This window comes from Kribbella sp. NPDC050124 (genome assembly GCF_044460355.1).
Lineage (GTDB): Bacteria > Actinomycetota > Actinomycetes > Propionibacteriales > Kribbellaceae > Kribbella.
Window position 1 is genome coordinate 40,414 of the sequence record NZ_JBITJU010000010.1, and the last position, 25,697, is coordinate 66,110.

Genomic DNA, 25,697 nt, shown 5'->3' on the forward strand with positions numbered 1-25,697 from the left:
AACGTGACCGCCACTTCCGAAGCCCCACCTCGCCAGCTCGCCGCGCTGAACCCGATTCAGCAGCTGAAGGCGGGCCACCTTCCGCGCCGTCTGGTCCAGCTGTACGTCGGCCTGACGCTGTACGGCTTCTCGATGGGCCTGATGATCCAGGGCAACCTCGGCCTCGACCCGTGGGACGTCCTGCACTCGGGTATCACCAAGCACCTGCCGCTCAGCTTCGGCGCCGTCGTGATCGCGATGAGCTTCGTCGTCCTGCTGGCCTGGATCCCGCTGCGCCAGTGGCCGGGGCTCGGGACGATCAGCAACGCGATCGTGATCGGCCTGGTGACCGACCTGACGCTGGCCACGGTCGACCGCCCGGACGCGCTCTGGGTCAAGATCGTCTTCATGCTCGCGGGCGTCGTGGTCAACGCCCTCGCCGGCGCGCTCTACATCGGCGCCCAGTTCGGTCCCGGTCCGCGCGACGGCCTGATGACCGGCCTGGTACGGCGTACCGGCCTCAGCGTCCGCCTGGTCCGTACCACGATCGAGGTGACCGTCCTCGCGGTCGGCTTCCTGCTCGGTGGCGTGGTCGGTGTCGGCACCGTGGTCTACGCCCTGTCGATCGGCCCGCTGGTCCACTTCCTGCTACCGATCTTCACCGTCCGCCTCAAGACACCGTGAACCACCAGGACTCCCTGAAACAGCAGCGTGCCCCGGACCCACCTGAGTCCGGGGCACGCCGTCGCAGGACCCCTCAGCCTGCGAACTCGGGGATCAGCCGATCGGTTCCAGCTGACGATCCTGCTCAGCGCTGGCGCGCGGCTTAACCCGCCGCGGCCACCAGGCCTTGTGACCGAGCAGCGCGGTGACGCTCGGGACCAGGAAGATCGACATCAGGAACGCGGAGATCACGATGCCGGCCGCGACCGAGAAGCCCATCTCGGTGAGCAGCGCCATCCCGGCCAGCATCAGCGACGAGAACGTGCCGGCCAGGATCAGCCCGGCCGCCGCCACCGACGGACCACCGTGCTCGATCGCGAGATCGGCGGCCTCCCGTGGCGACGTGCCCTGCTCGGCCTCTTCCCGCAACCGCGCGATCATCAGGATGTTGTAGTCGGTGCCGATGGCAACGACGAACAGGTAGAGCATGATCGGCAGCGAGAACGTCACGCCCGCGTGCCCGGCCGCTCCCTGGAACACCAGCACGGTCGCACCGATCGAGCTGAAGAAGCTCAGCACCACCGCGATCATCAGCACCAGCGGCGCCAGCAGCGACCGGAGCAGCAGCGCCAGGATGATCGCGATCAGGCCGCCGGCGACCGGGAAGATCACCGAGAGGTCCCGGCTGTTCGCGTCCCGGATGTCGGTGTAGCTCGCGGTGACCCCGCCGAGCAACGCCGTCGTACCGTCCGGAGCCTCCGCGTGCGCGACGTCCCGGAGCTTCCCGTCGACCAGGTCCAGCGACGAGGTCGCGTACGGCGCATCACTCAGTACGACGTTGATCTGGGCAACCGTCTTGTCCGGGTTCAGCAGCGCCAGACTGCCGTCCGCGCCGGCCGGGAGCACGGCGCCGACACCTTCCACCTTGGCGAGCTTCCCGGCGTACGTCGTGAGCTCGGCCGGGTCGAGCGCCGTACCGTCGGTGCTGCGCACGTAGACCGTGGTCGGGTTGAGCGCGCCGGCCGGGAAGCCGGCCTGCAGGTCCTTGACCGCGCGGGCGGACTCGGTGCCGTCGGGAAGCTGGCTGAACGCGTCGTAGTCGACCTTCATGCCGAGCGCGCCGAGCGCGAGCGCGACCATCAGGCCGCCGGACACCGTGGCCACGATGGCCGGACGGCGGGCGGTGAACCGGCCGAACCGCTTGAACATCGCGCCCTTCGGCGTCTTCTGCCACGACTTCGACGGCCAGAACACCTTCGGGCCGAGCAGTGACACCACCGCCGGGATCAGCGTGATCGCGGCGAACGCCATCACCGCCACGGCAATGGCCAGGCCCGGGCCAAGGCTCTTGAACCCGCCGAAGACAGCCAGCAGCAGTGCGCTGAACGCGACGATGATCGCGCCCGCCGCCGACACGATGACCTCGGCGACCCGGGCGGTCGCGTTGACCAGGGCCTCCTTCGACGGCTCGCCGGCGCGGAGGCGCTCGCGGTAGCGGAACAGCAGGAACAGGATGTAGTCGGTCCCGACGCCGTACAGCACGACGGTCAGGATGGTCTGCAGGTCCTGCGTCACCTGCAGGTCGAAGGCCTTCGCGGCCAGCGCGATCAGACCGGGAGCGATCGAGGCGACCAGGCCGACCGTGAGGATCGGGAGAAACGCGGCGACCGGGCTGCGGTAGATGAGCAGCAGCAGGCCGATGATCAGTACGACGGTCGCGATGCCGACGACCACGAACGCGTTCTCGAAGGCGTCCTGGTTGTCCAGGTAGAGCGCGGCGTCGCCGGTCACGCCGTACTGGAGGTCACTACCGGTCAGCGCCGGGCCGGTGACGTCGCGGATCTTCTGGACCGCGTCGAGCACCGCCTGGTCGTCCGGCAGGCCCTTGAGACCGACGCTGACGATCTGGACCTGCTTGTTCGGCGAGACCGCCTGTGGACCGGTGATCGCGCCGGTGACCCGGTCGATCTTCGCCGCGGTGATCTTGCTCGCGAGCTCGGTCACCTTGGCCTGGTCGGTCGCGGTCAGCTCACCGCCGGCGCCGCGCTTGACCACGATGCTCGCGGTCGCGTCGTTGGTCTGCCCGAAGGCGTCCGCGGCCAGCTTCTGCGCCTGCACCGACTCGTACTTGTCGGGCAGGAAGGCCGCCTGGTCCTTGTTCGTCACATCCGCGAGCGTCGGCGCGAAGGCGACCACGGCCACCGCCGCGATCACCCAGGCGGCGATCACCTTCCACGGGTTGTGGACGACGAATCGTCCGAGTTTGGTGAACACCCCGAACCCCTCCTGAGGGTCTGTCTACCTGCCGGTCGGTTGGTAGACTACCTGCCGGTCGGTAGGTGCGTGAAGCTGCCCGGCCCGAAGATCAGTGAGAGGGTGGTCACGTGCAGCACGCGACGAATCCCCGCGAGCGGGTGCGGGACACCAAAACCGAGATCCACCAGGCGGCGGTGCAGCTGTTCTCGACCCAGGGGTACGAGAAGACCAGCCTGCGCGAGATCGCCGAGCAGGTCGGCATCACCAAGGCGTCGCTGTACTACCACTACTCGTCCAAGCAGGACCTCCTCCGGGCGATCGTCGGCACCTTCCTGGACGACATCTTCCGCGTCCTCGAGCGGGCCGACGCGATGCCGTGGTCACCGGAGGCCGAGCGCGAGCTGCTCGGCGCGTACGTCGACGTCGTGATCGAGCACCGCTCGACCGGACCCACGCTGCTGCGTGACATCGCCGCCGTACTGGCCGCGTTCGGGGACGACCTGGACAAGCTGATCGCGCAGAGCCGGCGCTTCCAGCTGTGGCTGGCAGGCCCCGACCCGACCCCCGCCGACCGCCTCCGCGCCGCCGCCGCGGTCGAGACCGTCGGCGCCGCGATGTCCGTCGAGCTCGACCTGGGCGTCACCGACGCCGAGATCCGCGCCGTCCTGATCGACGCCGCCACCGCGATCCTGGCTCGCCGCGGCAGCCCCGCCTAGCGAGTTCCTGTCGGTAGGCGGCGCTACGGTCGGTCAGTGAGCAGCTTCCAGTTCTCGGCGCCACTGTGGCAGTACCCGGGGGAGAGCGGCTGGCACTTCATCTCGGTGCCGCCGGAGATCAGCGACGACATCGCCCACCTGGCGGCCGCGACCCGGCATGGCTTCGGCTCGGTCCGCGTGGTCGCGACCATCGGCTCCACCACCTGGCAGACGTCGGTCTTCCCGGACAGCAAGTCCGGCACGTATCTCCTCCCGGTCAAGAAACCCGTGCGCACCGCCGAGCACCTGAGCGCCGGCGTCGATGTGGAAACCCGCTTGAAGCTGGCTGAGTTGTAGCGGCCGACGGCTCGGGAGAGTTCACTTGGCGTTCAGGTGGGGCGAACGCTGCGGTGGTTAGCGTTTGGGCATTCAGTCTGAGCGGAGGGGTGTCATGCGCAGGACGAGCAGATTGCTGGTTGCGTTGGGTGTGCTTCTTGGCGCCGGTACGGCGGGAGTCGTGCCTGCGGATGCCGGCGGGGGACATGAGTCGGTGCGGTTCGCGACGTACAACGCGAGCCTGAACCGGGCTGCCGCCGGTCAGTTGGTCGCCGACCTCAGCACCGGGACCAACGCGCAGGCCAAGGCAGTCGCCGAGGTGATCCAGCGGACGCGGCCCGACGTACTGCTGATCAACGAGTTCGACTTCGTGCCGAACCAGCAGGCGGCGAACCTGTTCCGGACCAACTACCTGGAGGTCGGGCAGAGCGGCGCGCAGCCGATCCAGTACCCCTACGTGTACGTCGCGCCGTCGAACACCGGGATCCCGAGCGGCTTCGATCTGAACAACGACGGGCAGATCGCGGGTGGGGACGACGCGTTCGGCTTCGGCGCGTTCGAGGGCCAGTTCGGCATGGTCGTGTACTCGCGCTACCCGATCGACACCCGGCACGTGCGGACCTTCCAGCTGTTCAAGTGGAAGGACATGCCGGGCGCGCTGCTGCCGGACGACCCGGCGACCGCGGCGCCGGCCGACTGGTACTCGCCCGCCGAGCTCAACGTCTTCCGGCTGTCCAGCAAGTCGCACTGGGACCTGCCGATCCAGATCGGCAAGCGCACCGTGCACTTCCTCGTCTCGCACCCGACCCCGCCGACCTTCGACGGCGCCGAGGACCGCAACGGCCGCCGGAACCACGACGAGATCCGGTTCTGGGCCGACTACGTGCAGCCGGGCCAGCGGTCGTCGTACATCTATGACGACAACGGCCGGTACGGCGGGCTGCGGCCGGGCAGCGCGTTCGTCATCGCGGGCGACCAGAACAGCGACCCGGTCGACGGCGACTCGGTGCCGGGGTCGATCCAGCAGCTGATCGAGCACCCGCGGATCATCGACCCGCTTCCGACTTCGGCCGGCGCGGCGGAGGCCGCCGTACTGCAGGGTGGGGCGAACCTGGCGCACCGGGGCGACCCGAAGTACGACACCGCCGACTTCAACGACAACCCGGCGCCGGGCAACCTGCGGGCGGACTACGTGCTGCCGTCGCGACAGTTGCGGCCGGTGGGCGCGGGCGTGTTCTGGCCGGTGCAGGCGGATCCGCTGTTCCGGCTGACCGGGGTCTTCCCGTTCCCGACCAGTGACCACAGGCTGGTTTGGCTCGACACCCGGGTCCACTAGCGCTCGAGGTGGTCCTTGAGTGCGTCGAGGCGGGAGTCCCAGTCGCGGGCCATCGCGGCCAGGAACTGCTGGGCGACCTGCATCGGCGCCGAGTGCAGGCGGAACCGCACCCGCCTGCGCTCACCGTGCTCCGCGACCACCAGGCCGGCGTCGGACAGCAACGTCAGATGCTTGGCGATCGCCTGCCGGGTGATCGGCAGGCGATTCGCCAGATCCGTCGCCGTCGCCGGCCCGCCCGACGCCAGCGCAGCCAGGATGCTCCGCCGGCTCGGGTCGCCCAACGCCACGAACACCTGCTCGGCCACCCCCTCCATGTCGGCTCGGCTCATGCCGCCGGCTGGAGGGGTCGGCCCGGGGTGCTGACTGTCAGGCTGCATCGAGGTATTCGATCAGTTCGTCGATCTCGGACGCCCACCCCTGGGTGTTCCCGTCGAACGCCTTCCGGTACTCGTCCTCCGGCAACTGCGCGAACCCGGTCTCGACCACGGTCAACCGGGTGCCGGCCCCGACGGGCTCGAGCGTGAACTCGACATAGGTACGGCGGGGGTCGTCCGCAGGCAGCCCGTAGATGTGCCAGGTGAAACCGAACGCGGTCGGCTCCTCGACCCGCTCGATCCGCATCTCGGCCTGGTCGCCGCTGGTCCACGACATCTGCGCGGACCCACCCGGCCGCAGGTCGATCGTCGCCTGATGCCCGAACCACGTCCCCAGCCCTTCGGCTGTGGTCAACGCCGCCCACACCTTCGCCGGCGGCTGCCCGATCTCCACAGTCCGCTCGATCCGATCCGGAAACCCCATCACAACCTCCAAATAGCAACCATCCAGTTGCCACAAACCTATAGCAACCAACCAGTTGCGTCAACCACTCCCGTCATCCCCTCCGCCGACCCGCTGGTGGTCCCCCCGTCCCCCGTCCCCCGTCCCCCGTCCCCCGTCCCCCGTCCCCCGTCCGCTCGACCGTCACGGTGGCCGGTGGCGGGTTGTTGCACGGCTGGCGGGTTGCAGAGCCTGTTGCAAAATGGATTTGGGGCTCTCTGTCCACACCAACACGCCGCGACTTTTCTCGCCGATCGGCCGTCCGCGCTCCACTCAGACAGTGAATTCGGGGTCGATCGGCGCACTGTCCCCACTGAGCTCGATCGGTCGGTGATTCTGCAACAGGCTCTGCAACTGCCCAGCGGTCGAACAGCCAGCCAGCGGCCGCGAACCTCAGGTGTTCGGAGCGGGTGCGGGTGTGCGCCTGCGGGGTGGTGGGGGTCAGCGTTCCTGGGTGGGTTTGCGGGTGGTGGACGGGCCTTGGGTGCGGTGGTGTTCGCTGCCGGTCGGGCGTTCGCCGGCGTCGGTGGACGGGCCTTCGGCGGAGACGCTGGGCGGGGCCTGGCCCGTCCAGGCTGCGTGGGCCGCGAGGCTCACGTCGCTCTTGAGGTCGGCCTGGTTCTGTGGTGACACGCCGGCGGTCTGGAACTCCGCCGGAGGCTGCCAGCCCTGGTTGGCCGCGGCGGCCTCGTCCTCCGGGGTGGCTGCCTGCTGTGGGTCGCCTTGCTGGGCCGCGGGTTGCTGGAGCGGGACAGGCTGTTGGACGCCGTTCCCCGACCCCGCCGCCACCCAAGCCTCCGGCGAATCCGGCGCAGGAGCCCGCCCCTCCGCCCCCTCCACCGCAGCCGCAACCTGCGGCTGCTGCCCCTGAGGCTGCTGCCCCTGAGGCTGTTGCGCCTGAGGTTGCTGTGCCTGGGGCTGTTGTGCCTGGGGCTGCTGTGCCTGGGGCTGTTGCGCCTGAGGCTGTTGCGCTTGGGGTTGCTGGGCCTGCGGCTGTTGCGCCTGGGGTTGCTGGGCCTGCGGTTGCTGCGCTTGGGGTTGCTGGGCCTGCGGCTGGTGCGCCTGCGGCTGTTGCGCCTGAGGTTGCTGTGCTTGGGGCTGTTGTGCCTGAGGTTGCTGTGCCTGGGGCTGTTGTGCCTGAGGTTGCTGTGCCTGAGGTTGCTGTGCCTGGGCCTGTTGTGCCTGCGGCTGTTGCGCCTGCGGCTGTTGCGCCTGCGGTTGCTGCGCTTGGGGCTGCTGGGCTTGGGGCTGTTGGGTGTGGGCGGCTTGGTTGGCTAGTTGGGTTTGGAGGGACTGGATGGCTACCTGCATTTGCAGGGATTCCAGTTGGAGGCGGGTTTGTTCGTGTTGCAGGCGGGCGAGCTCGACCTGTTGCTGGGCCTGCTGCAGCGGGTCGAGGTCGGGCTGCTGCTGTTGCTGTGGTTGTTGCTGTTGTTGAGCCTGCTGACCGGGTGGAGCGGCGCCGGGGATGCCCTCGGGGCGGATGACCTCTCGGATGTGGTCCATCGCCATATCGGACAGGTCAGCGGCGGTGAATCGGCGCTGCCCGGCGTGCTGCCGAACGTTGCCGTCCATGTTCTTGACGTCCTTCGCCGCCTGCGTGAGGGCCGCGGTCAGCGCCTTCGTGCCGCGCCGCCGGTCGAACCACCGGGAGATCCGGTTGCGCCGCCCCGGACCCGCGGCCTGGATCCGGTCGGAGATGGTCTGCTGGACCAGCGCGGACCGGTCCTGCCCCTGCTGGCTCCCGAAAGAAGCCGCATAGTGGCTCTCAACCAGCTCCTGCAGCTGGGCCTGGGTCAGCCGCGCGCGACCGATCTGCTCACGAAGAGCAGGATTCGTCCGCGCAGCCGTGTTGGCGGCCAGCGCGAGCCCGGCCTTCATCTGCTTGGTGCCGCGCCGGGTGTCGCGCCACCGGGAGACGTTGTTCGACGCGCGGCGGAGCCGGGACGGTTCGGGGGCAGGCGTGCTCATCGGCTCTCCTAGTCGATGTAGACCGCGTAGTTGACCCCGACCGACGTCGTCAGCGGGTCCTTGCTGGGCTTGTTGCTGTACAGATGCAGCTGCGCCCCCGGCCGCAACCACACCGCCAGGTGCCGTCGGCCCGCCCCGGCACCGGGCTCCCACTCGTCGGCGAACATCGGGCTGTTGTCAGAGCCGATGTAGTCCGCCGGGCCCCAGTGCCGGGTCGCGAGCGCGAGGTGCTCCGGCCAGTGCGCGTCCAGGCCGGCTTCGGCGGCGGCGACCTCGTCCGGCCCGATCTCGTACGCCGACCAGCCGCTGTCCGGGCAGTCGGAGAACACCAGTCCGTCGAACACGATCATCGTCGTACCCCTCGGGGTGGTGAATCCCCAGGAGACCATCTCGTCCGCGATCACCTCACCCGGCTGGAGCGGCCACGGTTGCCAGGGTGTGTGCCTCATCACCCGGTTCACGAGCGCACGGACGACCTGCGGGCCGGAGTCGTCGTTGTCCGGACCGGCAATAACGGTCCAGTCCCGAACCTCGGCGAGGTCTGCCATCGCCAGGTCGTCCTGGTCGAGCGGCCTGGCTTGTGTCTTCATCCGGCGCGGTCGTCCTTCCCGTTCCACGTGTTGACCACGGCAATCACTGACCGCAACGGTAGAGCCCGGCACGGGTCAGTCGCCAGCGGGTTCGACGCGGCTGTGGACAACCTGGATCCCTCGCTTCGTCTCAGCTGTGGACGGCGGGCGCGAGCATTACCAGACCAGGCCGTACGCTGGTCCGGTGAACACGAAACACCACTACGGCTTCGAGACGCTCGCCATCCACGCCGGGAACGAGCCCGACCCCACCACCGGTGCGGTGGTGCCGCCGATCTACGCGACCAGCACCTACAAGCAGGACGGCGTCGGCGGGCTCCGCAACGGCTACGAGTACTCCCGGTCGGCGAACCCGACCCGGACCGCGCTCGAGGAGTGTCTGGCCGCGATCGAAGGCGGCAACCGCGGGTTCGCGTTCGCCAGCGGTCTCGCCGCCGAGGACACCCTGATCCGCTCGCTGTGCGTGCCGGGTGACCACGTGGTGTTCCCCGACGACGCGTACGGCGGCACCTTCCGCCTGTTCGCCCGAGTGCTCGGCAACTGGGGTGTCGAGATGACGCCGGCTGCGGTCACGCACCCGGAGGCGATCCGCGCCGCGATCCGCCCGGGCAAGACCAAGGTGGTCTGGCTGGAGACCCCGACCAACCCGCTGCTGAACGTCGCCGACATCGCCATCGTGGCCCAGATCGCCCACGACGCGGGTGCGTTGCTGGTCGTCGACAACACCTTCGCCTCGCCGTACCTGCAGCAGCCGCTGGAGCTCGGCGCGGACGTGGTCGTGCACTCGACCACGAAGTACATGGGCGGGCACTCCGACGTCGTCGGCGGCGCGCTGATCGTCCGCGACACCGAGCTGGCCGACAAGATCGCCTTCCACCAGAACGCGATCGGCGCGGTCGCCGGTCCGTTCGACTCGTGGCTGGTGCTGCGCGGGATCAAGACCCTCGGCGTCCGGATGGACCGGCACAGCGACAACGCCGAGCGGGTCGTCGAGTTCCTGCAGCGGCACCAGTCCGTCACCCAGGTGCTCTACCCGGGTATCGACGGTCACCCCGGTCACGAGACCGCCGCCAAGCAGATGAAGCGGTACGGCGGCATCGTCTCGTTCCGCGTCTCCGGCGGCGAGGAGCAGGCGATCGACATCTGCAACAAGGCCGAGGTCTTCACGCTGGGCGAGTCGCTCGGCGGTGTGGAGTCGCTGATCGAGCACCCGGGCAAGATGACGCACGCCTCGGTCGCGGGCACGCCGCTCGAGGTGCCGGCCGACCTGATCCGGCTGAGCGTCGGCATCGAGACGATCGACGACCTCCTCCAGGACCTCGACCGCGCGATGTCCTGATCGATGGGCCTTCTGGTCGCGGTCGACTTCGGGTCGACGTTCACGAAGGCGATCGCGGTGGACTCCGGCTCGGGCGACTTGATCGCCCGGGCCGAGCACCGCACCACGATCGGCACCGACGTGATGGACGGCTGGCACGCCTGCCGGGCCGCGCTCGAGGACGTCGATCGCGGGGTGGCCAAAGCTGAGGTGCTGGCCTGTTCCAGCGCGGCCGGCGGTCTCCGGATCGGTGTCGTGGGCAACGAAGAGCTCGTCACCGCGGAGGCCGGCCGCCGGGTCGCGTTGTCGAGCGGTGGGCGAGTGGTTGCCGTGGTCAACGGTGGACTCACCGCGACGTCGCTCAAGGCGCTCCGCAAGGACCGGCCGGACGTCGTGCTGCTGCTAGGCGGCACGGATGGTGGGAACTCGGCCGTCCTGCTCAAGGCGGCCGAGACGCTGGCGAAGTACAACTGGCGCCGCCCGGTTGTTGTCGCCGGCAACATCGACGCGCAGGCCGAGGTCGCCGCGATCCTCGCCGACGTGCCGCACGTCCTGGCGGACAACGTCGTACCGGAGATCGGCGTGTTCGCGCCGGACGGGGCGCGGGCGGCGATTCGCGAGATGTTCCTGAAGCATGTGATCGGCGGGAAGAACCTCTCCAAGGACCCGGCGTTCGCGCAGATGGTCCGAGCCGCCACGCCCGACGTCGTACTGCGAGGTGTCGAAGTGCTGGCCAGGTTGCACGGCGACGTGGCGGTCGTGGACATCGGTGGCGCGACCACGGACGTGCACTCGGTGATCGAGCTCGACCCGGAGGACGCGAACCTCGGACGCGAGGTGGTCGCGACGCACCCGGTCACGCGCACCGTCGAGGGCGACCTCGGCATGCGCTGGAGCGCGGTCCCCGTGGTAGCCGCCGGCATCGAGGCCGGCCTTGTCCAGGACGACGGGCTCCAGGCGGCTGCGACCCGCCGGCACGACGACCCGTCGTACCTGCCGGATTCACCGACAGAGGCGTCGTACGACGAAACACTCGCAAGCATCGCGGCCACGGTGGCGATCAGGCGGCACGCGGGTCGGCAGCGGATCGTGTTCGGACCGGGTGGACGGGTGATCGAGCGCTCCGGGAAGGACCTGCGCGAGGTGGATCTGCTGGTCGGATCCGGGGGAGTGCTGCGGCACAACGGCCCAGAGGTGGCCGAGCGGATCCTCGGCTCCGTGGCGGTGAACGCACAGGCGGAAGGCTGGCTGGTCCCCGAGCACGCCGCGATCGCCGTCGACCAGGACTACGTACTCGCCGGCGTCGGCCTCCTCGCCGACCTCGACCCACAGGCCGCCCAGGGCCTCGCAGCCCGCATTCATGGATCGGTCCGGACCGGGCACTAGTCTCGACACCACGGCGAGTTGCGGAGGTGTGATGAGCGACGCGGGGCGGGACGACGAGGGCGACGTGCCTCAGGCGGATGTTCCTGAGGTGGGCAGTGACAAGCCGAGTCCGGTAGCGGACAACGACGTGCTGGACTCGGCGGGCACGGACGAGCACCTGGTGGCCGCGTCGAGTCGGGGGCGGGTGGACACCGGTGTGACGCCGGCGATGCAGATCGCGTCTGCCTGGTCCTGGCGGTTCCTGGTCATCGTGGCCGCGGTGCTCGTGGTCGGGTACGGGATGCGCTACCTGTCCGAGGTGGTCGTCCCGGTGACGGTCGGCGTCCTGCTCACCGCGCTGCTGGTGCCGGTGACGGACGGCCTGCAGCGCATGAAGATCCCACGCGGACCGTCGGCCGGGATCACCGTGCTCGCCACCATCATCGTGGTGTCCGGTCTGCTCACCCTGGTCGGCACCCAGATTGCCGGCCAGTTCGAGAGCCTCTCGACGCAGGTCGGCGATGGTGTGCAGAAGCTGCGGGACCTGCTCCGGATCAACTTCGGCCTCGACGACCGGGACATCACCAACGCCTTCAACTCGGTCCGGGACGAAATCACCTCCGGCGGCGCGCTCGGCCAGCGCGCGGCCGAGGTCGGGACCACCGCGACGCACGTGTTCGCCGGCCTGTTCATCGCGCTGTTCTGCCTGTTCTTCTTCCTCTACCAGGGCGACCAGATCTGGGCCTGGCTGATCCGGCTGTTCCCGCGGCAGGCGCGGGCGAAGGCCGACTCGTCCGGCCGGAAGGCGTGGGTGTCGCTGACCGCGTTCGTCCGGGCCACGGTCATCGTCGCGGCGGTCGACGCGATCGGCATCTCGCTGGGTGCGGCGATCCTCGGCCTGCCACTGGTCAGCGCGATCGGGATCCTGGTCTTCGTCGGCGCCTTCATCCCGGTGGTCGGCGCGCTGATCAGCGGCAGCGTCGCTGTCCTGGTCGCGTTGGTTGCCAAGGGCCCGATCGTCGCGATCATCATGCTGGCCGTGGTGATCGGCGTACAGCAACTGGAGGCGCACGTCCTGCAGCCGTTCCTGCTCGGCCGCGCGGTCGCAGTCCACCCGCTGGCCATCATCCTGGCGATCGCGACCGGTGTCGTCGTCGCCGGGATCGTTGGCGCGCTGATCGCCGTACCGACGGCTGCGGTCCTCAATGCCGTCGTCAACCATCTGGCCGGCAACGACGTCGATCCCGAACCACCCCGCCGCCAGCTACCCCGGCGCAGACAGCCGTCCCCCGAAGTGGCCGACGGCTAGCGGCCCAGGTACGACGAAGCGCCGCCGGGGAAGCCCCAGCGGCGCTGTCGTGAGAGTCAGCGGCCTTGGCCCTGCCCGCCGCGCTCCACCTTCGAGTTGAGACCCTTGCCCTGCGCGGTCGCAGCCTCGCCTTGCTCCGTACTCGCACCGGTCGTCTTGGCGGCCTCCGCGGCCACAACTGCGCGGCTCGCAGACGCCTGGGATCCGTCTTGCCCTAGCGCCTTCTGTTCCAGTCCCGCCTGCACCTCGGCGGCCTTGGGCAGCGTCGTCTCGGGCGAAGTGACCCCGTTGGCGGCCTCGGTCGCGGCCTCGTTGACCTGCCGCGGCTGGACACCCATGCGGGACAAGGCGTAGTCCACACGCGGGTCCGTCCGAGCGTGGTCGTAGAACTTCTTCGCACCCTCCATCGCGTTCCGGCCCAACTGCGCCAGCCGCGACGGAGCGTTCCGTACGGCGTCAGTCGTCGCCTGGACGGCCCCCCGGCCCCACCGGCTGGCAGCGTTGGCCGCCTGCCCGACCGCTTGCCGCAGTTGCGGCGTCGCGGCAACGACTGCGCCGGCTGCCAGCGCTGCGGTCGCGGCGGCATTTCCAGGGTTGGCGGCAACGGAGTCGGCGTACTGGCTGGCCCACGCTCCCACCGACTGGGCCGCGTTCGACACCGGCTCCGCCACGCTGTGCCAGGTCTCCACAGCCCAGCCGGACACCGCGCTGGCAGCGCTCTGCGCACCCTCCACGGCCGAGTTCCATTGCTGGCTCGCTTCACGGGCGAAGTCCTGGCCGAACTGCTGCACGCCCTCGACGGCGGAGTTCCACTGCTGGCTGGCTTCCCGCGCGACGTCCTGGCCGAACGCCTGCAGGCCGTCCTTGGCGGCGGTGTACTGCTCGCTGGCGTACTGCCCGAACGCAGCAGCCTGGTCACCAGTCCAGCGGCCGACATCGCCGATCACGGACTGGCCCTGGTCCGAGGCGACCGCAGCCGCTCCGGCCGCGGTGGCCACGAACGGCGCCGCCCGGCGGCCACGCCCGGCCTGCTGCGCCGAGGCCTGCTGCGCTGCGGCCTGCTGCGCCGCGATCTGCTGCTGCATGGCTTCCAGTCGCGCCTGCTGCTCCGCGAACAGCCCACGCTGGACCTCTGCCCACTGCACGAACACGTCCGCCTGCTCCGGCGTGAATCCCCTCTGAGCCAGTCCGTCGCGCAGGGCCTCCGTCGGCCCGGGACCTTCGGATGGGTTGCTCACATTCGCTCCTAGTCGAGGTAGACCGTGTAGTTGATGCCGACGGACGGCGACAGCGGGTCTGCGGTGGGCATGTCGCTGTACAGGTGGAACTGCGCGCCGACCCGCGGCCAGACCGCGAGGTGGCGCTTGTCGAAGCCGGCGCCCGGCCAGTACTCGTCGAGGAAGTTCGGGTTGCGGTAGTCACTGGCGTAGACCGGCGGACCCCACTTCTCGACCGCCAAGGCGAAGGCCGCCGGCCAGTGCTCGTCCAGACCGGCCTCGGCCTGCGGGATGTCCTCAGGCTGCAGGTCGTACGCCGACCAGCCGCTGTCCCGGACGTCCGCCAGCACCAGGCCGCTGAACACGATCATCGTGATGCCGCGCTGGGTCTCGAACCCCCACGACTGCAGCTTCTCGAACCCGTCGCTGGGCCCTTCGTCCGGCCACGGCTTCCAGCCGGTCGCGGCGGTGACCCGGTGGACCAGCGCCTTGACGACCTCGTACCCGGTCTCGCCGGTGTCCGGACCGGCGATCTTGGTCCAGTCGGCGATCTCGGCGAGATCCGCCATCGCGGCCGCGTCGTCCTCGAGCGGCCTGTCCTTGATCTTCATCGCAGGGTGCGTCCCCTTCGTCGTAGGCAAGCTGCCTGCGGTCGGAACAGTAGGTGCCGATCGGGGTCAGCCGGACCCGGTCTAACGCGCCGGTCCGTCCTTGCCCTTCGCGGCCTTGCCGCTGCCGGTCTGGGGGCGCTCGCCGGCGTTGGTGGTGCGTGGGTTCTGGCCTGGACCGGCCTGCGGCAGTGAGGCTGCGCGGAAGCTGGCCGCCAGGTCGCCTGACAGAGCGGTCGAAGGCCGGGCACTCGGAGCAGCGACCGCCGCGGCGCCGTGGGCGACCCGGGTCAGGGCCTCGGGTGAGACGGAGCTGTTCGCTCCGGTCCCGGGGCCGGTCTCGCTGAACGTCCGCTGGTCACGTAGGGCGGTCCGGAGGTTCCTCCGGGCCGTGACCTCGGGTGCTGCTGTCGTCATGTCCCCTCCTCGTTGAGGTAGACCGCATAGTGGATCCCGACCGACACCGACAAGGGATCCTTCCTCGGCTTGTTGCTGTACAGGTGGATCTCGGCGCCCGGTGGTGTCCAGACCGCCAGGTGGCGGCGGTCGAGCCCTGCACCGGCTGCCCACTCATCGACGAAATCGACCCCACTGTCGGTTCCGACGTACGCCGGATTTCCCCAGTGCCGGCGGGCCAGGTCGAATTTGGCCGGCCAGTTCTGGTCCAGGCCGGCCTCCGCGGCGGCCATGTCGGCCCGGCCGATCTCGAAGGCGATCCAGCCGCTGAACGGGCTGTGCGGCAGGATCTGGTCGTCGTACACAGCCATCTCGGTGTTGCGCTTGGTGAGGAAGCCCCAGCCGTCGAGCAGGTCGTCGATGACGGTCTTGCGGTCGATCGGCCACGGTTTCCAGCCGGTCGCGGACTTGACCCGGCGGATCAGCTTCCGCACCGGGACCCCGCCGGTCGCGCCCAGGTGCGGGCCGGCGACCCGCCGCCAGTCGCGGACCTCGGCCAGGTCGGCCATCGCGCGGTCGTCGTCGTCCAACGGCCGGTCGAGTGTTTTCATCCCCAGACGGTTCCTGTCTACGCGGCACTCTGCCAGGGCAACCTAGGGCTCTGCGGGGTCATGGACGGTGTTTGTCTCACACCGCAGAACGCGTCGGTTCAGAACGCGAAGTGCCCCACCGGTTTCCCGGTGGGGCACTTCGTTCATATGGCCGCCGTCAGTGCATCGCGGCGGCTGCGGAACTCTCCACGGACTCGTCCGGCTTGGCGCCGTCGGAGCGGCCGGCCAGCCGCTGCTCCGGGGTGATGACCGCGATGATCAGCGCGATCGCCAGGAACGGCAGGGAGACCAGGAAGACGTCGTCCATCGCCTGGACCAGACCCTGCAGGGCCCAGCCCTTCATCGGCGGCTGCAGGGCGTGCAGCGCGTCGACGCTGTTCGCCGCCTTGGCCAGCCCGTCGACCATGGACTGCGTCGCGTGCGGGACGATGTCGGTCAGGTGCTCCTTCAGGCGGCTGGTGAGCACCGCGCCGTACACCGCCGTGCCGATCGCGCCACCCATCGAGCGGAAGAACGTCATCGTCGAGGTCGCGCTGCCCATGTGCTGCCGGGGCACGCTGTTCTGCGCCGCGGTCACGGTGATCTGCATCGACAGGCCCAGACCGGCGCCCATCACGAACATGTAGATCGCGAGCTGCCAGTACGGCGTGGTCATGCTCAGCGTGGACAGCAGCACCATCGCGCCGCCGACCAGCACCGCGGAGATGATCGGGAAGGCCTTGTAGCGGCCGTTCTTGCTCATCAGCTGGCCGCTCGGGATCGACGCGGAGAAGATACCGACGATCATCGGCAGCAGCGCCAGGCCGGACCGGGTCGGTGACATGTCCTTGACCGCCTGCAGGTACAGCGGCAGGAAGATCAGCGCACCGAACATCGCGAACCCGAGCAGGAACGCGTACCCGGCGTACCCCGAGAAGATCCGGCCCTTGAACAGGTCCATCGGGATGATCGGCTCGGACACCTTCAGCTCGACGAAGACGAACGCGACGGCGAGGACGACGGCGGCGGCCAGCAGGGCGATCGTGGTGGTGTCGCCCCAGCCGTAGGTCGGACCGCTCCACGAGATCGCCAGCAGCAGCGTGGTGACCGCGCCGGTGATCACGGCGGCGCCGAGGTAGTCGATCTTGTGCGACCGCCTCACGTGCGGCAGCTTCAGCACGGCGGCGACGATGCCCAGGGCAACCAGGCCGATCGGCAGGTTGATCCAGAAGATCCAGCGCCAGCCCGGGCCGTCGGTGAGCAGGCCGCCGAGCAGCGGGCCGGCCACCGAGGACAGGCCGAAGACGGCGCCGAAGTAGCCCATGTACTTGCCGCGCTCGCGCGGCGGGATCACGTCGCCGATGGTGGCGAAGGCCAGCGACATCAGACCGCCGGCGCCCAGACCCTGGACGGCCCGGAAGCCGATCAGCATCTCGATGTTCTGCGCCAGCGCGGACAGCACCGAGCCGGCCAGGAAGGTGACGATCGCCGCGATGAACAGCGGGCGGCGGCCGTAGAGGTCGGAGATCTTGCCCCACAGCGGAGTGGAGGCGGTCGAGGTCAGCAGGTACGCCGTGACCACCCAGGACAGCTTGTCCAGGCTGTTGAACTCGCTGACGATCTGCGGCAGCGCGGTCCCGACGATGCTCTGGTCGAGCGCGGCCAGGAACATGCCTGCCATCAGGCCGCCGAGGACGACCAGGATCTGCTTGTGGGACAGGTACTGCGGGCTATCGGGAACAGGCGCGGCGCCGCCGGCGGTGGCGGGCTCGGTGGTGCTCATCTGGTGCTCTCCAGGTTCTTGTCGGTGTGCTCGCGGGCGGCGCCCGTGCTTTCGGTGCTCGGGCCGCCGGGCGCGACGTCTTCGGTACGGCGCTCGGGCCGCAGGCGTGGTGCGACCGCGGCCCAGCCCTTGTCGGCCCAGGTGCGGTTGTCGGCGCCGGTGTCGGCGACGCTCGCGACCCCGTCGGCGAACCGGGTCATCAGCCGCTCGAACGTCAGTACGTCGTCCTCGGACCAGCCCTCCATCGCAGCGCTGAGCAGCTCCATCCGGCGCCGGGCGCCGGCCTCCCACTGCTCGATGCCCTGCTCGGTCAGCTCGACCCGGAACGCGCGGCCGTCATCCGGGTCGGGGGAGCGGCGGACCAGCCCGAGCTGCTCCAGCGCCCGGACGTGCCGGCTCGTGGTGGAGGCGTCGAGCTCCATCCGGCTCGCCAGGTCGGACAAGCGCAGGGCGCCACTGCAGCGCAGCACGAACAGGACCACGTGGGCGCTGTGGTCGAGCGTGTCGCCGGGCTGCTTGCCCTTCAGCCGCCGGCCGATCCGGGTGAACGCGTGCAGCACACCCTCGATCGGGGTCTGCGGAGAGTACGCGTCGTTTACTTGCATGCTGCAAGCATATACATGCTTGCGTGATGCATGCAAATGAGTTTCCACGGTTCCTGACTGAGTCGCCACTCATTTGCTTTCCGTCGTCGACTGGTCGCAGATCGCAGTGGAGGAGAATCTGCGGACATGTACTCGACGGCGGAAAGGTGGATTTTGTGACGCAGGCGGCGGTGGTGACCGGTGGCGGTTCGGGGCTCGGCCGGGAAATGGCGCTCGCGCTCGCGGCTGCCGGGTTCGAGGTGATCATCACGGGGCGGACCGAGGCGAAGCTCGAGGAAACTGCCGCGATGGCAGCCGGGCGGGTGGTGCCTGCGGTTGTGGATGTTGCCAACGGTGCGGCTGTGCGGGGGTTCTTCGGTGAGCTCGAGCGCGTCGACGTACTGGTGAACAACGCGGGGACGGGAGCGCCGGCGGCGGCTGTGCAGGATGTCAGCGAGGAGGACTGGCGGCGGGTGGTGGACACCAACCTGACCGGGTCGTTCCTGTGTGCGCAGGCGGCGTTCGCCCTGATGCTGCGGCAGGACCCCAAAGGTGGCCGGATCATCAACAACGGGTCGATCTCGGCGCACGTGCCGCGGCCGCTCGGGATCGCCTACACCGCCAGCAAGCACGCGATCAGCGGTCTGACCAAGGGCCTCGAGCTGGAAGGTCGCGCGCACGGGATCACCGCCTGCCAGATCGACATCGGCAACGCCGCCACCCAGATGACCGCGCGGATGGAGCAGGGCGTGCTGCAGGCGGACGGGTCGGTCGCGGCCGAGCCGACGTTCGACCCGAAGGTGGTCGCGGACTTCGTGGTCCGGATCGCGCAGTTGCCGACGTCGGTCGCCGTGCCGACGCTCACCGTGATGGCCGCCGGGATGCCGTACGTCGGGCGCGGCTGATTGCGCCCAAAACAACAAGAAACTGTCGGGAAGCGGGTCTAGGGTCAAGGGCGTGAGTGAGCAGCAGGAGTCCCTGGTCCACGTCCGCGGGCTGCGGAAGTCGTACGGCGACTTCGAGGCGGTGCGCGGGATCGACCTGGACGTGTGGCACGGCGAGGCGTTCGGTTTCCTCGGGCCGAACGGCGCGGGCAAGTCGTCGACGATGCGGATGATCGGCGCGGTCTCGCCGACCAGCGGCGGCACGCTGCGGATCCTCGGCATGGACCCGGCGACCGAGGGCCCGTCGATCCGGGCCCGGCTGGGCGTCTGCCCGCAGGACGACACCCTCGACACCGAGCTGACGGTCCGGGAGAACCTGGTCATCTACGGGCGGTACTTCGGTCTCAGCCGGGCCGAGTGCCGCTTGCGGGCCGACGAGCTGCTCGAGTTCGTTGCGCTGACCGACAAGGCGAAGGTCAAGGTCGACGAGCTCTCCGGCGGGATGAAGCGGCGGCTGACGATCGCCCGGTCGCTGGTCAGCAAGCCGGACCTGCTGCTCCTCGACGAGCCGACCACCGGTCTCGACCCGCAGGCCCGGCACCTGCTCTGGGACAAGCTGTTCCGGCTGAAGCAGGCCGGCGTGACGCTGATCATCACCACGCACTACATGGACGAGGCCGAGCAGCTGTGCGACCGGCTGGTCGTGATGGACGGCGGCCTGATCGCGGCCGAGGGGTCGCCGGCGCAGCTGATCCGCGACTACTCGACCCGCGAGGTGACCGAGCTGCGCTTCGGCCCGGAGGTGATGCAGTCCGATCACGATGCGCTGGCCGAGAAGGTGGAGGACCTGGCCGAGCGCATCGAGGTGCTGCCGGACCGCCTGCTTCTCTACACCGACGACGGTGAGCGCGCGGTCGCCGCCGTACACGAGCGTGGCCTTGAGCCCGCGGCGGTGCTGGTACGGCGCTCCACCCTGGAGGACGTGTTCCTCCGGTTGACCGGCCGGACGCTGGTGGACTGATGGCGCTCGCCTTGGAGAACGGGCGACGCCAGTTCGACTACTGGCTGACCGTCTACAAACGCACGTGGAAGGGCACGCTGGTCAGCAGCTTCCTGCTGCCGCTGCTCTACCTGGCCGCGATGGGCATCGGGCTCGGGTCCTTCGTGGACAGCAACGGGACCGGCGCGCTCGGTGGCGTCACCTACCTGCAGTACATCGCGCCCGGGCTGCTGGCTGCGACCGGGCTGCAGATCGCGGTCGGCGAGGCGACGTACCCGGTGATGAGCGGGCTGAAGTGGCAGAAGTTCTACCACTCGATGATCGCGACGCCGTTGCGGCCGGCGGACGTCGTCTACGGGCAGCTCACGTTCATCGCGTTCCGGGTGACCAGCACCTGCCTGGTGTTCCTGCTGGTGATCGCCGCATTCGGTGGGCTGAAGTCGCCGCTGGGGTTGCTCGGTCTGCCGGTTGCGGTGCTCGTCGGGATGGCGGCTGCCGCTCCGGTGGCGGCGTACGCGACCAAGCTGGAGAACGACGCGGGCTTCGCGATGATCTTCCGGTTCGGCGTGGTCCCGGCGTTCCTGTTCTCCGGCGCGTTCTTCCCGGTGTCGCAGCTGCCCGACTGGATCGAGTGGCTCGCCTACGTCAGCCCGTTGTGGCACGGCGTCGAGCTGTGCCGCGACCTGAGTCTGGGCACGGTCGATCCGTGGATGGCGCTGCTCAACGTCGGCTACCTGCTGGCCTGGTTCGTGACCGGCACGTGGCTCGCCGTCCGCGGCTTCACCCGCAAGCTGGTCGGCTGATGGCGACGCTCACAGCCCGGGTCGTCCCGGTGCCGCTGCGGCTCGGTGGCGGGCGGCACATCGTGGAGCGCAACTTCGTGATGTACCGCCGGTCCTGGATCGTGTTCCTGTCCGGCTTCTTCGAGCCGGTGTTCTACCTGCTGTCGATCGGCATCGGGGTCGCGCAACTGGTAGGCGACTTCACCCTGTCGGACGGCACCACGATCGGGTACGCCGCCTTCGTCGCGCCGGCGATGCTGGCCAGTTCGGCGATGAACGGCGCGGTCTTCGACTCGACGTACAACATCTTCTTCCGGATGAAGTACGCCAAGCTCTACGACTCGATGCTGGCGACCCCGCTGCGGCCGTGGGACGTCGCGACCGGTGAGGTGACCTGGGCGCTGCTCCGGGGCGCCTGCTACTCGGCGATGTTCATCCTGGTCATGCTCGGGATGGGCCTGGTGTCGTCGTGGTGGGCGCTGCTCGCGCTGCCGGCGTCGGTGCTGATCGGGTTCGCGTTCGCCGGCGCCGGGATGGCGCTGACCACGTTCATGCGCAGCTGGCAGGACTTCGAGTTCGTCCAGCTGGCGATCATCCCGATGTTCCTGTTCTCGGCCACCTTCTACCCGGTCGAGACCTACCCGCCCGCCATCCGCTGGCTGGTCGAGATCACCCCGCTCTACCAGGGTGTGGTCCTCGAGCGAGCCTTCACCACCGGCACCGTCAGCTGGTCCCTGCTCCTCAACGCCCTCTACCTGACCGCCATGGGCACCCTCGGCATGTACATCGCCTCCCGCCGCCTGGGCAAACTGCTGCTCAAGTAGCGACTCACGCACGGTGACGATTCGGAACCGGTGTGTTTATGTCGGCGTCGGATTGGCATGATCCGGCGGGTGAGGAATCCGATGGGGGTGTTGCGACGGCGGGCCGAGTTGAAGGCGCCGCGGGAGCGGTTGCCGGGTGGGCGGCGGCGGTGGATCAGGTCGTCGATGGATTGGCTGGTCAGTGAATTCGGACGTGAGGTCCTGCTCCGGCCGATCGTGGTGCCGTCGGAGCTGATCCAAGCCGGGTACGACGGCGGGGTCGCTGCGGCAGAGGAGTTGTGCGCGCGAGTCGCCGAGCGGATGGATCTGCCGGCGGGACAGTGCGCGCTCAGCTTCGGGCTCGTCGCGGACGGCGTACGGCGACCGGCGTACCGGGGAGTGGTGAAGGAGCAGTCGGGCCGGTGGATCCGCGGTGCCGAGCGCAACGAGATCCAGCTCGCGCCCGGGCTGGCCGCCGACCCGGTTGCGCTGGTCGCGATCTTCGCCCACGAAGCCGGTCATGAATTGCTGCTCGGCGGCGGCCGGATCTCGTTCCTGCACCGCCCCGACCACGAGCCGCTGACCGACTTGCTCACCGTCTTCTACGGACTCGGGATCTTCACCGCCAATGCGGCGTACGAACGTCGTCCCAGGCCGAACGGTCGCGGCAAGCAACCGGTGGCCCGCGGCTACCTGCGCGAGCAGGCGCTGTCCGAGGCGCTCGCCTACTACGCCCGCCTTCGCGGCGAGCGTCACCCGACCTGGGACCGGCACCTGGACCCGCCCGTACGCCGGGTCATGCGCAACCACCTCGCGGTTCTCCACAAATGATCCGCGCGTAAGCGGTTGCCGCCGTAGGGTGAAGAGCATCACGCTGAACATGAGGAGCTCGAGGTGTTGAAGACGATCATCGCCGCCTCCGCGGCTTTGTTGCTCACGGCTACCGCCTGTACGCCGGGATCCGACAGCCCGAGCGGGAGCACCAGCGCGCCGAGCGCGGTGAAGACGGACGCCGCCGCGCTCGGCGAGGTCCAGCTGACGGTCTGGGACCAGGAGGTCCGCGGCGGTCAGGCGGCCCAGATGGCCGAGCTGGTCAAGCAGTTCCAGGCGAAGTACCCGAACATCAAGATCAACCGGGTCTCCCGCTCGTTCGACGACCTGAAGACGACGTTGCGGCTGGCGCTGTCCGGCAACAACGCGCCGGACGTCGTGCAGGCGAACAACGGCCGCTCGGACATGGGCGAGTTCGTCAAGGCCGGTCAGCTCCTGCCGCTGGACGAGTGGTCGAAGGCCTACAACTGGGGCAGCCGGTACCCGGACTCGGTGCTGCAGTACTCGCGCTACTCCGCCGACGGCAAGACGTTCGGCGAGGGCAACCTGTACGGGCTGCCGCAGGTCGGTGAGGTGGTCGGGCTCTACTACAACAAGGAGAAGCTGACCAAGCTCGGCGTCCAGCCGCCGAAGACGTGGGCCGAGTTCGAGGACGCGTTGGCCAAGGCGAAGGCGGCTGGTGAGGTGCCGATGCAGTTCGGCAACCTGGACAAGTGGCCGGCCATCCATGTGTTCGGCACCGTGCAGGACCACTTCACGCCGGCCGACCAGATCACCACGCTCGCGTTCGGCCGTCCGGGCGCGTCCTGGAACACGCCGGAGAACACCAAGGCCGCCGAGGGCCTGGTGTCGTGGGTGGACAAGGGCTACTTCAACCAGGGCTTCAACGGACAGGGGTACGACCCGGCCTGGCAGGACTTCGGCAAGGGCAACGGGGTGTTCCTGATCGCCGGCACCTGGCTGCAGGCCGACCTGCAGAAGGCGCTCGGCGACAAGGTCGGCTTCATGCTGCCGCCGGGTGAGTCGGCCGACGCCAAGCCGGTGGTGACCGGTGGCACCGGTCTGCCATTCGCGATCACCAACAAGGCGAAGAACGCCGACGCGGCCGCGGCGTACATCAACTTCATCACCAGCCCGGACGCGATGAAGGTGCTCACCAGCACCGGCAACCTGCCGATCGCCGACACCTCGGCCCAGCAGGCGCCGCCCGGTCTCGCGAGCGATATCTTCAGCAGCTTCGGTACGGCGGTCAGCAAAGAGGCCATGGTTCCGTACTTGGACTACGCGACGCCGACCATGTACGACACCATCGGCGCAGCGCTGCAGGACCTGCTGGCGAAGAAGGCGACCCCGCAGCAGTTCCTGACCACGCTGGAGACCGACTACAGCAAGTTCGCCGGGAAGTGAGTTCACCCCCTGGGGAGCCGCGCCGGATCGGGTACCTCTACCTGCTGCCGGCGCTGCTCGTGTACGGCGCGTTCCTGCTCTACCCGTTGGCCCGTTCGGTGCATTTGTCGCTGTTCGAGTGGGACGGGATCACGCTCGGGAAGTTCGTTGGCCTGAGCAACTACGCGGACGTGGTCCGGGACGCCGGGCTGCGGGCCGCGTTCGGGCACGCGCTGGTGCTGATCGTGTTCTACGCGCTGCTTCCGGTGCTGATCGGGCTGGCGCTGGCCTCGGTGCTGCAGCGGGCCAAGGTTCGCGGGCTGGGGTTCTTCCGCACCATCGTGTTCCTGCCGCAGGTGGTCGCGATGGTCGTGGTGGCCGTTGCGTGGCGGCACATCTACGCTCCTGACGGCCCGCTGAACGACGTACTGCGGGCCGTCGGGCTGGACGAGGTCGCGCGGGGCTGGCTGGGGGACTACACGTTCGCCCTGCCGGCGGTTGGCGTGATCGGGACGTGGTTCGAGACCGGGCTGGTGACAGTGTTGTTGCTCGCCGGGATGTCGCGGATTCCCCGGGAGCGGTACGAGGCCGCGCGGCTGGACGGCGCCGGTCCGGTGTCGGAGTTCTTCGCGGTGGTGCTGCCCGCGGTCCGCGGCGAGATCGCGGTCGCGACGACGCTGACGGTGATCGCCGCGCTGCGGACCTTCGACCTCGTCTACATCACCACGAGCGGCGGCCCCGGGAACTCGACCAGCGTCCCGTCGTACGAGGTCTACCACCGGGCGTTCGAGCTCGGTCAGGTCGGTTCGGCGGCGGCGATCGGGGTGTGCCTGACGATCCTGATCTTCGTGATCACGCTGGGGGTCAACCGGCTGGCGGATCGGAGTACGGCGTGAGGGCCTCGGCAGGCGAGCGGATCGGCAACTACGCCCTGCTGACCGTCTTCGGGTTGTTCGCGCTCGGCCCGATCGTGACCATCCTGGCGGCCGCGCTCGGACCGGACGACGCGGGCGGCGGGTCGAGTGGGTTCGCGAACTTCGGCAAGGCCTGGGAGATCGGGCACTTCGGCACCTACCTGCGGATGAGCGTCGCGGTGTCGGTGACGGTCGTGGTGACCAGTGTGCTGCTGTCGATCCTGAGCGGGTACGCGTTCGGCACGATGCGGTTCCGCGGGGCGGGCGTGCTGTTCTACCTGTTCCTGATCGGGATCATGATGCCGACCGAGGCGATCGTCGTACCGCTGTACTTCGACCTGCGCTCGCTCGGCCTGACCGACACCTTCTGGGCGGTCGCGTTACCGCAGGTCGCCCAGTCCGTTGCCTTCGGCACCTTCTGGATGCGGGCGTACTTCCGGTCCGCGTCCCGGTCGATGGTGGAGGCCGCGCGGCTGGACGGCGCCGGTCACTGGCGGACGCTGTGGCAGGTGCTGGTGCCGCCGGCCCGGCCCGCGCTGGTGACGCTGATCGTGCTGGTGTTCATGTGGACGTGGAACGAGTTCCTGATCCCGTTGGTGATGGTCACGAGCGAGTCGCTGCGTACGGCGCCCCTCGGCCTGGCCTTCTTCTCCGGCCAGTACACGTCCGGCTTCACCTTGCTGGCAGCCGGAGCCGTGATCGTCGGTACGCCGGTCGTCCTGGTCTACGCCTTCCTCCAGCGCCACTTCATCGCGGGCATGCTGGAAGGCGCCGTACGGGAATGATCAGAGCGGCTGGCAGCTCTTGACCAGCGGGGCGTGCAGGCGCTCGGCGAGCACCCGGCGCTGGGTCGGCTGCGCCTCGGTCTGACGGAGCAGGCCCTCGTCGGTGAGCCGGACGTTGACGGCCCGGCGGTCCTCGGGGCACATGTGCCGCTCGAGGAGCCCGGCCGTCTCCAGCCGGCCGATCACGCGGGACAGCGCGCTCTGGCTCAGGTGCACGGACTTGGCGATCGTGGCCACCTTGGCCGAGTGCTCCGGCAGCTCGGCGAGCCGCTCGAGCACCTCGTACTCACTCATGCCCAGCGAGTGGTCGGTCTGCAGCGCCCGGTCGAGGGCGCAGGTCAGGTCGGCGTGGCGGGCCAGCAGCTCGCGCCACTCCCTGACATCAGCGCTGACATCGGCGCGGGTCTCACCAGGACCTGCGCTGACCTTCGTGGCGGTCATGGAGGCGACGTTATCATGCATGCGCAATCTATGCAAGCGCATTTAATGCCTAGACATTA

The 25,697-nt window shown here is 69.2% G+C and carries 29 protein-coding genes; 17 read left to right on the top strand and 12 right to left on the bottom strand.

From position 1 onward, the window contains the following. Positions 1 to 3: 3 nt before the first annotated feature. On the top strand, positions 4 to 663 hold the full coding sequence (locus ACIBL3_RS23095) for a YitT family protein (protein WP_396355585.1): 660 nt from the start codon (positions 4 to 6) through the stop codon (positions 661 to 663). 93 nt (positions 664 to 756) lie between these two features. On the opposite strand, the gene ACIBL3_RS23100 is transcribed toward ACIBL3_RS23095, so the two are convergent. Next, entirely contained in the window at positions 757 to 2,916 is a 2,160-nt protein-coding gene (locus tag ACIBL3_RS23100; protein ID WP_396355586.1) for an MMPL family transporter, read from the bottom strand. Between the two features lie 110 nt (positions 2,917 to 3,026). Here ACIBL3_RS23100 and ACIBL3_RS23105 point away from each other — a divergent pair, with 110 nt between their 5' ends. From ACIBL3_RS23105 to ACIBL3_RS23115, 3 genes are all read left to right on the top strand, one after another. Then, the gene (locus ACIBL3_RS23105) at positions 3,027 to 3,614 is read left to right on the top strand and encodes a TetR/AcrR family transcriptional regulator (RefSeq protein ID WP_396355587.1); all 588 of its coding nucleotides are present in this window, start codon (positions 3,027 to 3,029) and stop codon (positions 3,612 to 3,614) included. 36 nt (positions 3,615 to 3,650) lie between these two features. After that, on the top strand, positions 3,651 to 3,950 hold the full coding sequence (locus ACIBL3_RS23110) for a DUF1905 domain-containing protein (RefSeq protein WP_396355588.1): 300 nt from the start codon (positions 3,651 to 3,653) through the stop codon (positions 3,948 to 3,950). Positions 3,951 to 4,044: 94 nt separating this feature from the next. Beyond that, positions 4,045 to 5,265 carry an endonuclease/exonuclease/phosphatase family protein gene (locus tag ACIBL3_RS23115; protein WP_396355589.1) on the top strand — a complete coding sequence of 407 codons (1,221 nt, stop codon included), beginning with the start codon at positions 4,045 to 4,047 and terminating at the stop codon, positions 5,263 to 5,265. On the opposite strand, the gene ACIBL3_RS23120 is transcribed toward ACIBL3_RS23115, so the two are convergent. From ACIBL3_RS23120 to ACIBL3_RS23130, 3 genes are all read right to left on the bottom strand, one after another. Beyond that, positions 5,262 to 5,642: an ArsR/SmtB family transcription factor gene (locus ACIBL3_RS23120; RefSeq protein WP_396355590.1), complete on the bottom strand. Its 381-nt coding sequence runs from the start codon at positions 5,640 to 5,642 to the stop codon at positions 5,262 to 5,264. The two genes, ACIBL3_RS23115 and ACIBL3_RS23120, sit on opposite strands and share 4 nt — an antisense overlap. Further along, a complete protein-coding gene (locus ACIBL3_RS23125; RefSeq protein WP_396355591.1) occupies positions 5,632 to 6,063 on the bottom strand; it encodes an SRPBCC domain-containing protein in 432 nt (143 codons plus the stop codon). Before ACIBL3_RS23125 ends, ACIBL3_RS23120 begins: the two co-directional genes overlap by 11 nt. Positions 6,064 to 6,522: 459 nt before the next feature. Next, on the bottom strand, positions 6,523 to 6,870 hold the full coding sequence (locus tag ACIBL3_RS23130) for a hypothetical protein (RefSeq protein ID WP_396355592.1): 348 nt from the start codon (positions 6,868 to 6,870) through the stop codon (positions 6,523 to 6,525). 102 nt (positions 6,871 to 6,972) lie between these two features. On the opposite strand from ACIBL3_RS23130, the gene ACIBL3_RS23135 reads away from it, so the two are divergent. Together ACIBL3_RS23135 and ACIBL3_RS23140 are read left to right on the top strand one after the other, a co-directional pair. Beyond that, positions 6,973 to 7,359: a hypothetical protein gene (locus ACIBL3_RS23135; RefSeq protein ID WP_396355593.1), complete on the top strand. Its 387-nt coding sequence runs from the start codon at positions 6,973 to 6,975 to the stop codon at positions 7,357 to 7,359. Positions 7,360 to 7,365: 6 nt separating this feature from the next. Further along, on the top strand, positions 7,366 to 8,064 hold the full coding sequence (locus ACIBL3_RS23140) for a hypothetical protein (RefSeq protein WP_396355594.1): 699 nt from the start codon (positions 7,366 to 7,368) through the stop codon (positions 8,062 to 8,064). On the opposite strand, the gene ACIBL3_RS23145 is transcribed toward ACIBL3_RS23140, so the two are convergent. Beyond that, positions 8,061 to 8,642, bottom strand: coding sequence for a hypothetical protein (locus ACIBL3_RS23145; RefSeq protein ID WP_396355595.1), 582 nt, complete (start codon positions 8,640 to 8,642; stop codon positions 8,061 to 8,063). The two genes, ACIBL3_RS23140 and ACIBL3_RS23145, sit on opposite strands and share 4 nt — an antisense overlap. A gap of 184 nt (positions 8,643 to 8,826) precedes the next feature. Here ACIBL3_RS23145 and ACIBL3_RS23150 point away from each other — a divergent pair, with 184 nt between their 5' ends. Genes ACIBL3_RS23150 through ACIBL3_RS23160 form a run of 3 tightly spaced genes read left to right on the top strand, consistent with a single transcriptional unit; the run spans position 8,827 to position 12,634 of the window. Then, a complete protein-coding gene (locus ACIBL3_RS23150; RefSeq protein ID WP_396355596.1) occupies positions 8,827 to 9,981 on the top strand; it encodes a cystathionine gamma-synthase in 1,155 nt (384 codons plus the stop codon). Positions 9,982 to 9,984: 3 nt separating this feature from the next. Continuing rightward, positions 9,985 to 11,346 (top strand): glutamate mutase L, encoded by a 1,362-nt coding sequence (locus ACIBL3_RS23155; RefSeq protein WP_396355597.1) that lies wholly within the window; start codon positions 9,985 to 9,987, stop codon positions 11,344 to 11,346. Between the two features lie 31 nt (positions 11,347 to 11,377). Beyond that, positions 11,378 to 12,634: an AI-2E family transporter gene (locus ACIBL3_RS23160; protein ID WP_396355598.1), complete on the top strand. Its 1,257-nt coding sequence runs from the start codon at positions 11,378 to 11,380 to the stop codon at positions 12,632 to 12,634. 56 nt (positions 12,635 to 12,690) lie between these two features. Here ACIBL3_RS23160 and ACIBL3_RS23165 read toward each other — a convergent pair whose 3' ends face one another. The 6 genes from ACIBL3_RS23165 to ACIBL3_RS23190 form a co-directional block, all read right to left on the bottom strand. Further along, positions 12,691 to 13,872, bottom strand: a complete 1,182-nt coding sequence (locus ACIBL3_RS23165) for a hypothetical protein (RefSeq protein WP_396355599.1) — start codon at positions 13,870 to 13,872, stop codon at positions 12,691 to 12,693. A gap of 8 nt (positions 13,873 to 13,880) precedes the next feature. Next, complete coding sequence (locus ACIBL3_RS23170) at positions 13,881 to 14,462, bottom strand: hypothetical protein (RefSeq protein WP_396355600.1); 582 nt, start codon at positions 14,460 to 14,462, stop codon at positions 13,881 to 13,883. Between the two features lie 81 nt (positions 14,463 to 14,543). Beyond that, positions 14,544 to 14,876 carry a hypothetical protein gene (locus ACIBL3_RS23175; RefSeq protein ID WP_396355601.1) on the bottom strand — a complete coding sequence of 111 codons (333 nt, stop codon included), beginning with the start codon at positions 14,874 to 14,876 and terminating at the stop codon, positions 14,544 to 14,546. Further along, positions 14,873 to 15,466, bottom strand: a complete 594-nt coding sequence (locus ACIBL3_RS23180) for a hypothetical protein (RefSeq protein ID WP_396355602.1) — start codon at positions 15,464 to 15,466, stop codon at positions 14,873 to 14,875. Before ACIBL3_RS23180 ends, ACIBL3_RS23175 begins: the two co-directional genes overlap by 4 nt. A gap of 157 nt (positions 15,467 to 15,623) precedes the next feature. Then, positions 15,624 to 17,228 carry a DHA2 family efflux MFS transporter permease subunit gene (locus ACIBL3_RS23185; RefSeq protein WP_396355603.1) on the bottom strand — a complete coding sequence of 535 codons (1,605 nt, stop codon included), beginning with the start codon at positions 17,226 to 17,228 and terminating at the stop codon, positions 15,624 to 15,626. Next, a complete protein-coding gene (locus tag ACIBL3_RS23190) occupies positions 17,225 to 17,833 on the bottom strand; it encodes a MarR family winged helix-turn-helix transcriptional regulator (protein ID WP_396355604.1) in 609 nt (202 codons plus the stop codon). The genes ACIBL3_RS23185 and ACIBL3_RS23190 overlap by 4 nt, the downstream gene beginning before the upstream one ends. 155 nt (positions 17,834 to 17,988) lie before the next feature. Between ACIBL3_RS23190 and ACIBL3_RS23195 the strand changes: the two genes are divergently transcribed. The 8 genes from ACIBL3_RS23195 (at position 17,989) to ACIBL3_RS23230 (ending at position 25,197) form a co-directional block, all read left to right on the top strand. After that, complete coding sequence (locus ACIBL3_RS23195) at positions 17,989 to 18,717, top strand: SDR family oxidoreductase (RefSeq protein WP_396355605.1); 729 nt, start codon at positions 17,989 to 17,991, stop codon at positions 18,715 to 18,717. Between the two features lie 52 nt (positions 18,718 to 18,769). Further along, on the top strand, positions 18,770 to 19,717 hold the full coding sequence (locus ACIBL3_RS23200) for an ABC transporter ATP-binding protein (RefSeq protein WP_396355606.1): 948 nt from the start codon (positions 18,770 to 18,772) through the stop codon (positions 19,715 to 19,717). Next, the gene (locus ACIBL3_RS23205) at positions 19,717 to 20,499 is read left to right on the top strand and encodes an ABC transporter permease (protein WP_396355607.1); all 783 of its coding nucleotides are present in this window, start codon (positions 19,717 to 19,719) and stop codon (positions 20,497 to 20,499) included. Before ACIBL3_RS23200 ends, ACIBL3_RS23205 begins: the two co-directional genes overlap by 1 nt. Further along, the gene (locus tag ACIBL3_RS23210) at positions 20,499 to 21,302 is read left to right on the top strand and encodes an ABC transporter permease (RefSeq protein ID WP_396355608.1); all 804 of its coding nucleotides are present in this window, start codon (positions 20,499 to 20,501) and stop codon (positions 21,300 to 21,302) included. Before ACIBL3_RS23205 ends, ACIBL3_RS23210 begins: the two co-directional genes overlap by 1 nt. A gap of 69 nt (positions 21,303 to 21,371) precedes the next feature. Further along, entirely contained in the window at positions 21,372 to 22,112 is a 741-nt protein-coding gene (locus ACIBL3_RS23215) for a hypothetical protein (RefSeq protein ID WP_396355609.1), read from the top strand. A gap of 63 nt (positions 22,113 to 22,175) precedes the next feature. Further along, a complete protein-coding gene (locus ACIBL3_RS23220) occupies positions 22,176 to 23,519 on the top strand; it encodes an extracellular solute-binding protein (RefSeq protein ID WP_396355610.1) in 1,344 nt (447 codons plus the stop codon). Continuing rightward, positions 23,516 to 24,394 carry a carbohydrate ABC transporter permease gene (locus ACIBL3_RS23225; RefSeq protein WP_396355611.1) on the top strand — a complete coding sequence of 293 codons (879 nt, stop codon included), beginning with the start codon at positions 23,516 to 23,518 and terminating at the stop codon, positions 24,392 to 24,394. Before ACIBL3_RS23220 ends, ACIBL3_RS23225 begins: the two co-directional genes overlap by 4 nt. Next, positions 24,391 to 25,197, top strand: coding sequence for a carbohydrate ABC transporter permease (locus ACIBL3_RS23230; RefSeq protein WP_396355612.1), 807 nt, complete (start codon positions 24,391 to 24,393; stop codon positions 25,195 to 25,197). The genes ACIBL3_RS23225 and ACIBL3_RS23230 overlap by 4 nt, the downstream gene beginning before the upstream one ends. On the opposite strand, the gene ACIBL3_RS23235 is transcribed toward ACIBL3_RS23230, so the two are convergent. Next, positions 25,198 to 25,638: a MarR family winged helix-turn-helix transcriptional regulator gene (locus ACIBL3_RS23235; protein ID WP_396355613.1), complete on the bottom strand. Its 441-nt coding sequence runs from the start codon at positions 25,636 to 25,638 to the stop codon at positions 25,198 to 25,200. Positions 25,639 to 25,697: the final 59 nt, after the last annotated feature.

Bases quoted from the DNA above. Each gene is read 5' to 3' on its own strand.
- ACIBL3_RS23115 (WP_396355589.1), top strand. From the start codon at position 4,045: ATGCGCAGGACGAGCAGATTGCTGGTTGCGTTGGGTGTGCTTCTTGGC.
- ACIBL3_RS23175 (WP_396355601.1), bottom strand. From the start codon at position 14,876: ATGACGACAGCAGCACCCGAGGTCACGGCCCGGAGGAACCTCCGGACC.
- ACIBL3_RS23190 (WP_396355604.1), bottom strand. From the start codon at position 17,833: ATGCAAGTAAACGACGCGTACTCTCCGCAGACCCCGATCGAGGGTGTG.
- ACIBL3_RS23205 (WP_396355607.1), top strand. From the start codon at position 19,717: ATGGCGCTCGCCTTGGAGAACGGGCGACGCCAGTTCGACTACTGGCTG.
- ACIBL3_RS23235 (WP_396355613.1), bottom strand. From the start codon at position 25,638: ATGACCGCCACGAAGGTCAGCGCAGGTCCTGGTGAGACCCGCGCCGAT.
- ACIBL3_RS23145 (WP_396355595.1), bottom strand. From the start codon at position 8,642: ATGAAGACACAAGCCAGGCCGCTCGACCAGGACGACCTGGCGATGGCA.
- ACIBL3_RS23155 (WP_396355597.1), top strand. From the start codon at position 9,985: ATGGGCCTTCTGGTCGCGGTCGACTTCGGGTCGACGTTCACGAAGGCG.
- ACIBL3_RS23160 (WP_396355598.1), top strand. From the start codon at position 11,378: ATGAGCGACGCGGGGCGGGACGACGAGGGCGACGTGCCTCAGGCGGAT.
- ACIBL3_RS23125 (WP_396355591.1), bottom strand. From the start codon at position 6,063: ATGGGGTTTCCGGATCGGATCGAGCGGACTGTGGAGATCGGGCAGCCG.
- ACIBL3_RS23180 (WP_396355602.1), bottom strand. From the start codon at position 15,466: ATGAAAACACTCGACCGGCCGTTGGACGACGACGACCGCGCGATGGCC.
- ACIBL3_RS23120 (WP_396355590.1), bottom strand. From the start codon at position 5,642: ATGCAGCCTGACAGTCAGCACCCCGGGCCGACCCCTCCAGCCGGCGGC.
- ACIBL3_RS23185 (WP_396355603.1), bottom strand. From the start codon at position 17,228: ATGAGCACCACCGAGCCCGCCACCGCCGGCGGCGCCGCGCCTGTTCCC.
- ACIBL3_RS23170 (WP_396355600.1), bottom strand. From the start codon at position 14,462: ATGAAGATCAAGGACAGGCCGCTCGAGGACGACGCGGCCGCGATGGCG.
- ACIBL3_RS23210 (WP_396355608.1), top strand. From the start codon at position 20,499: ATGGCGACGCTCACAGCCCGGGTCGTCCCGGTGCCGCTGCGGCTCGGT.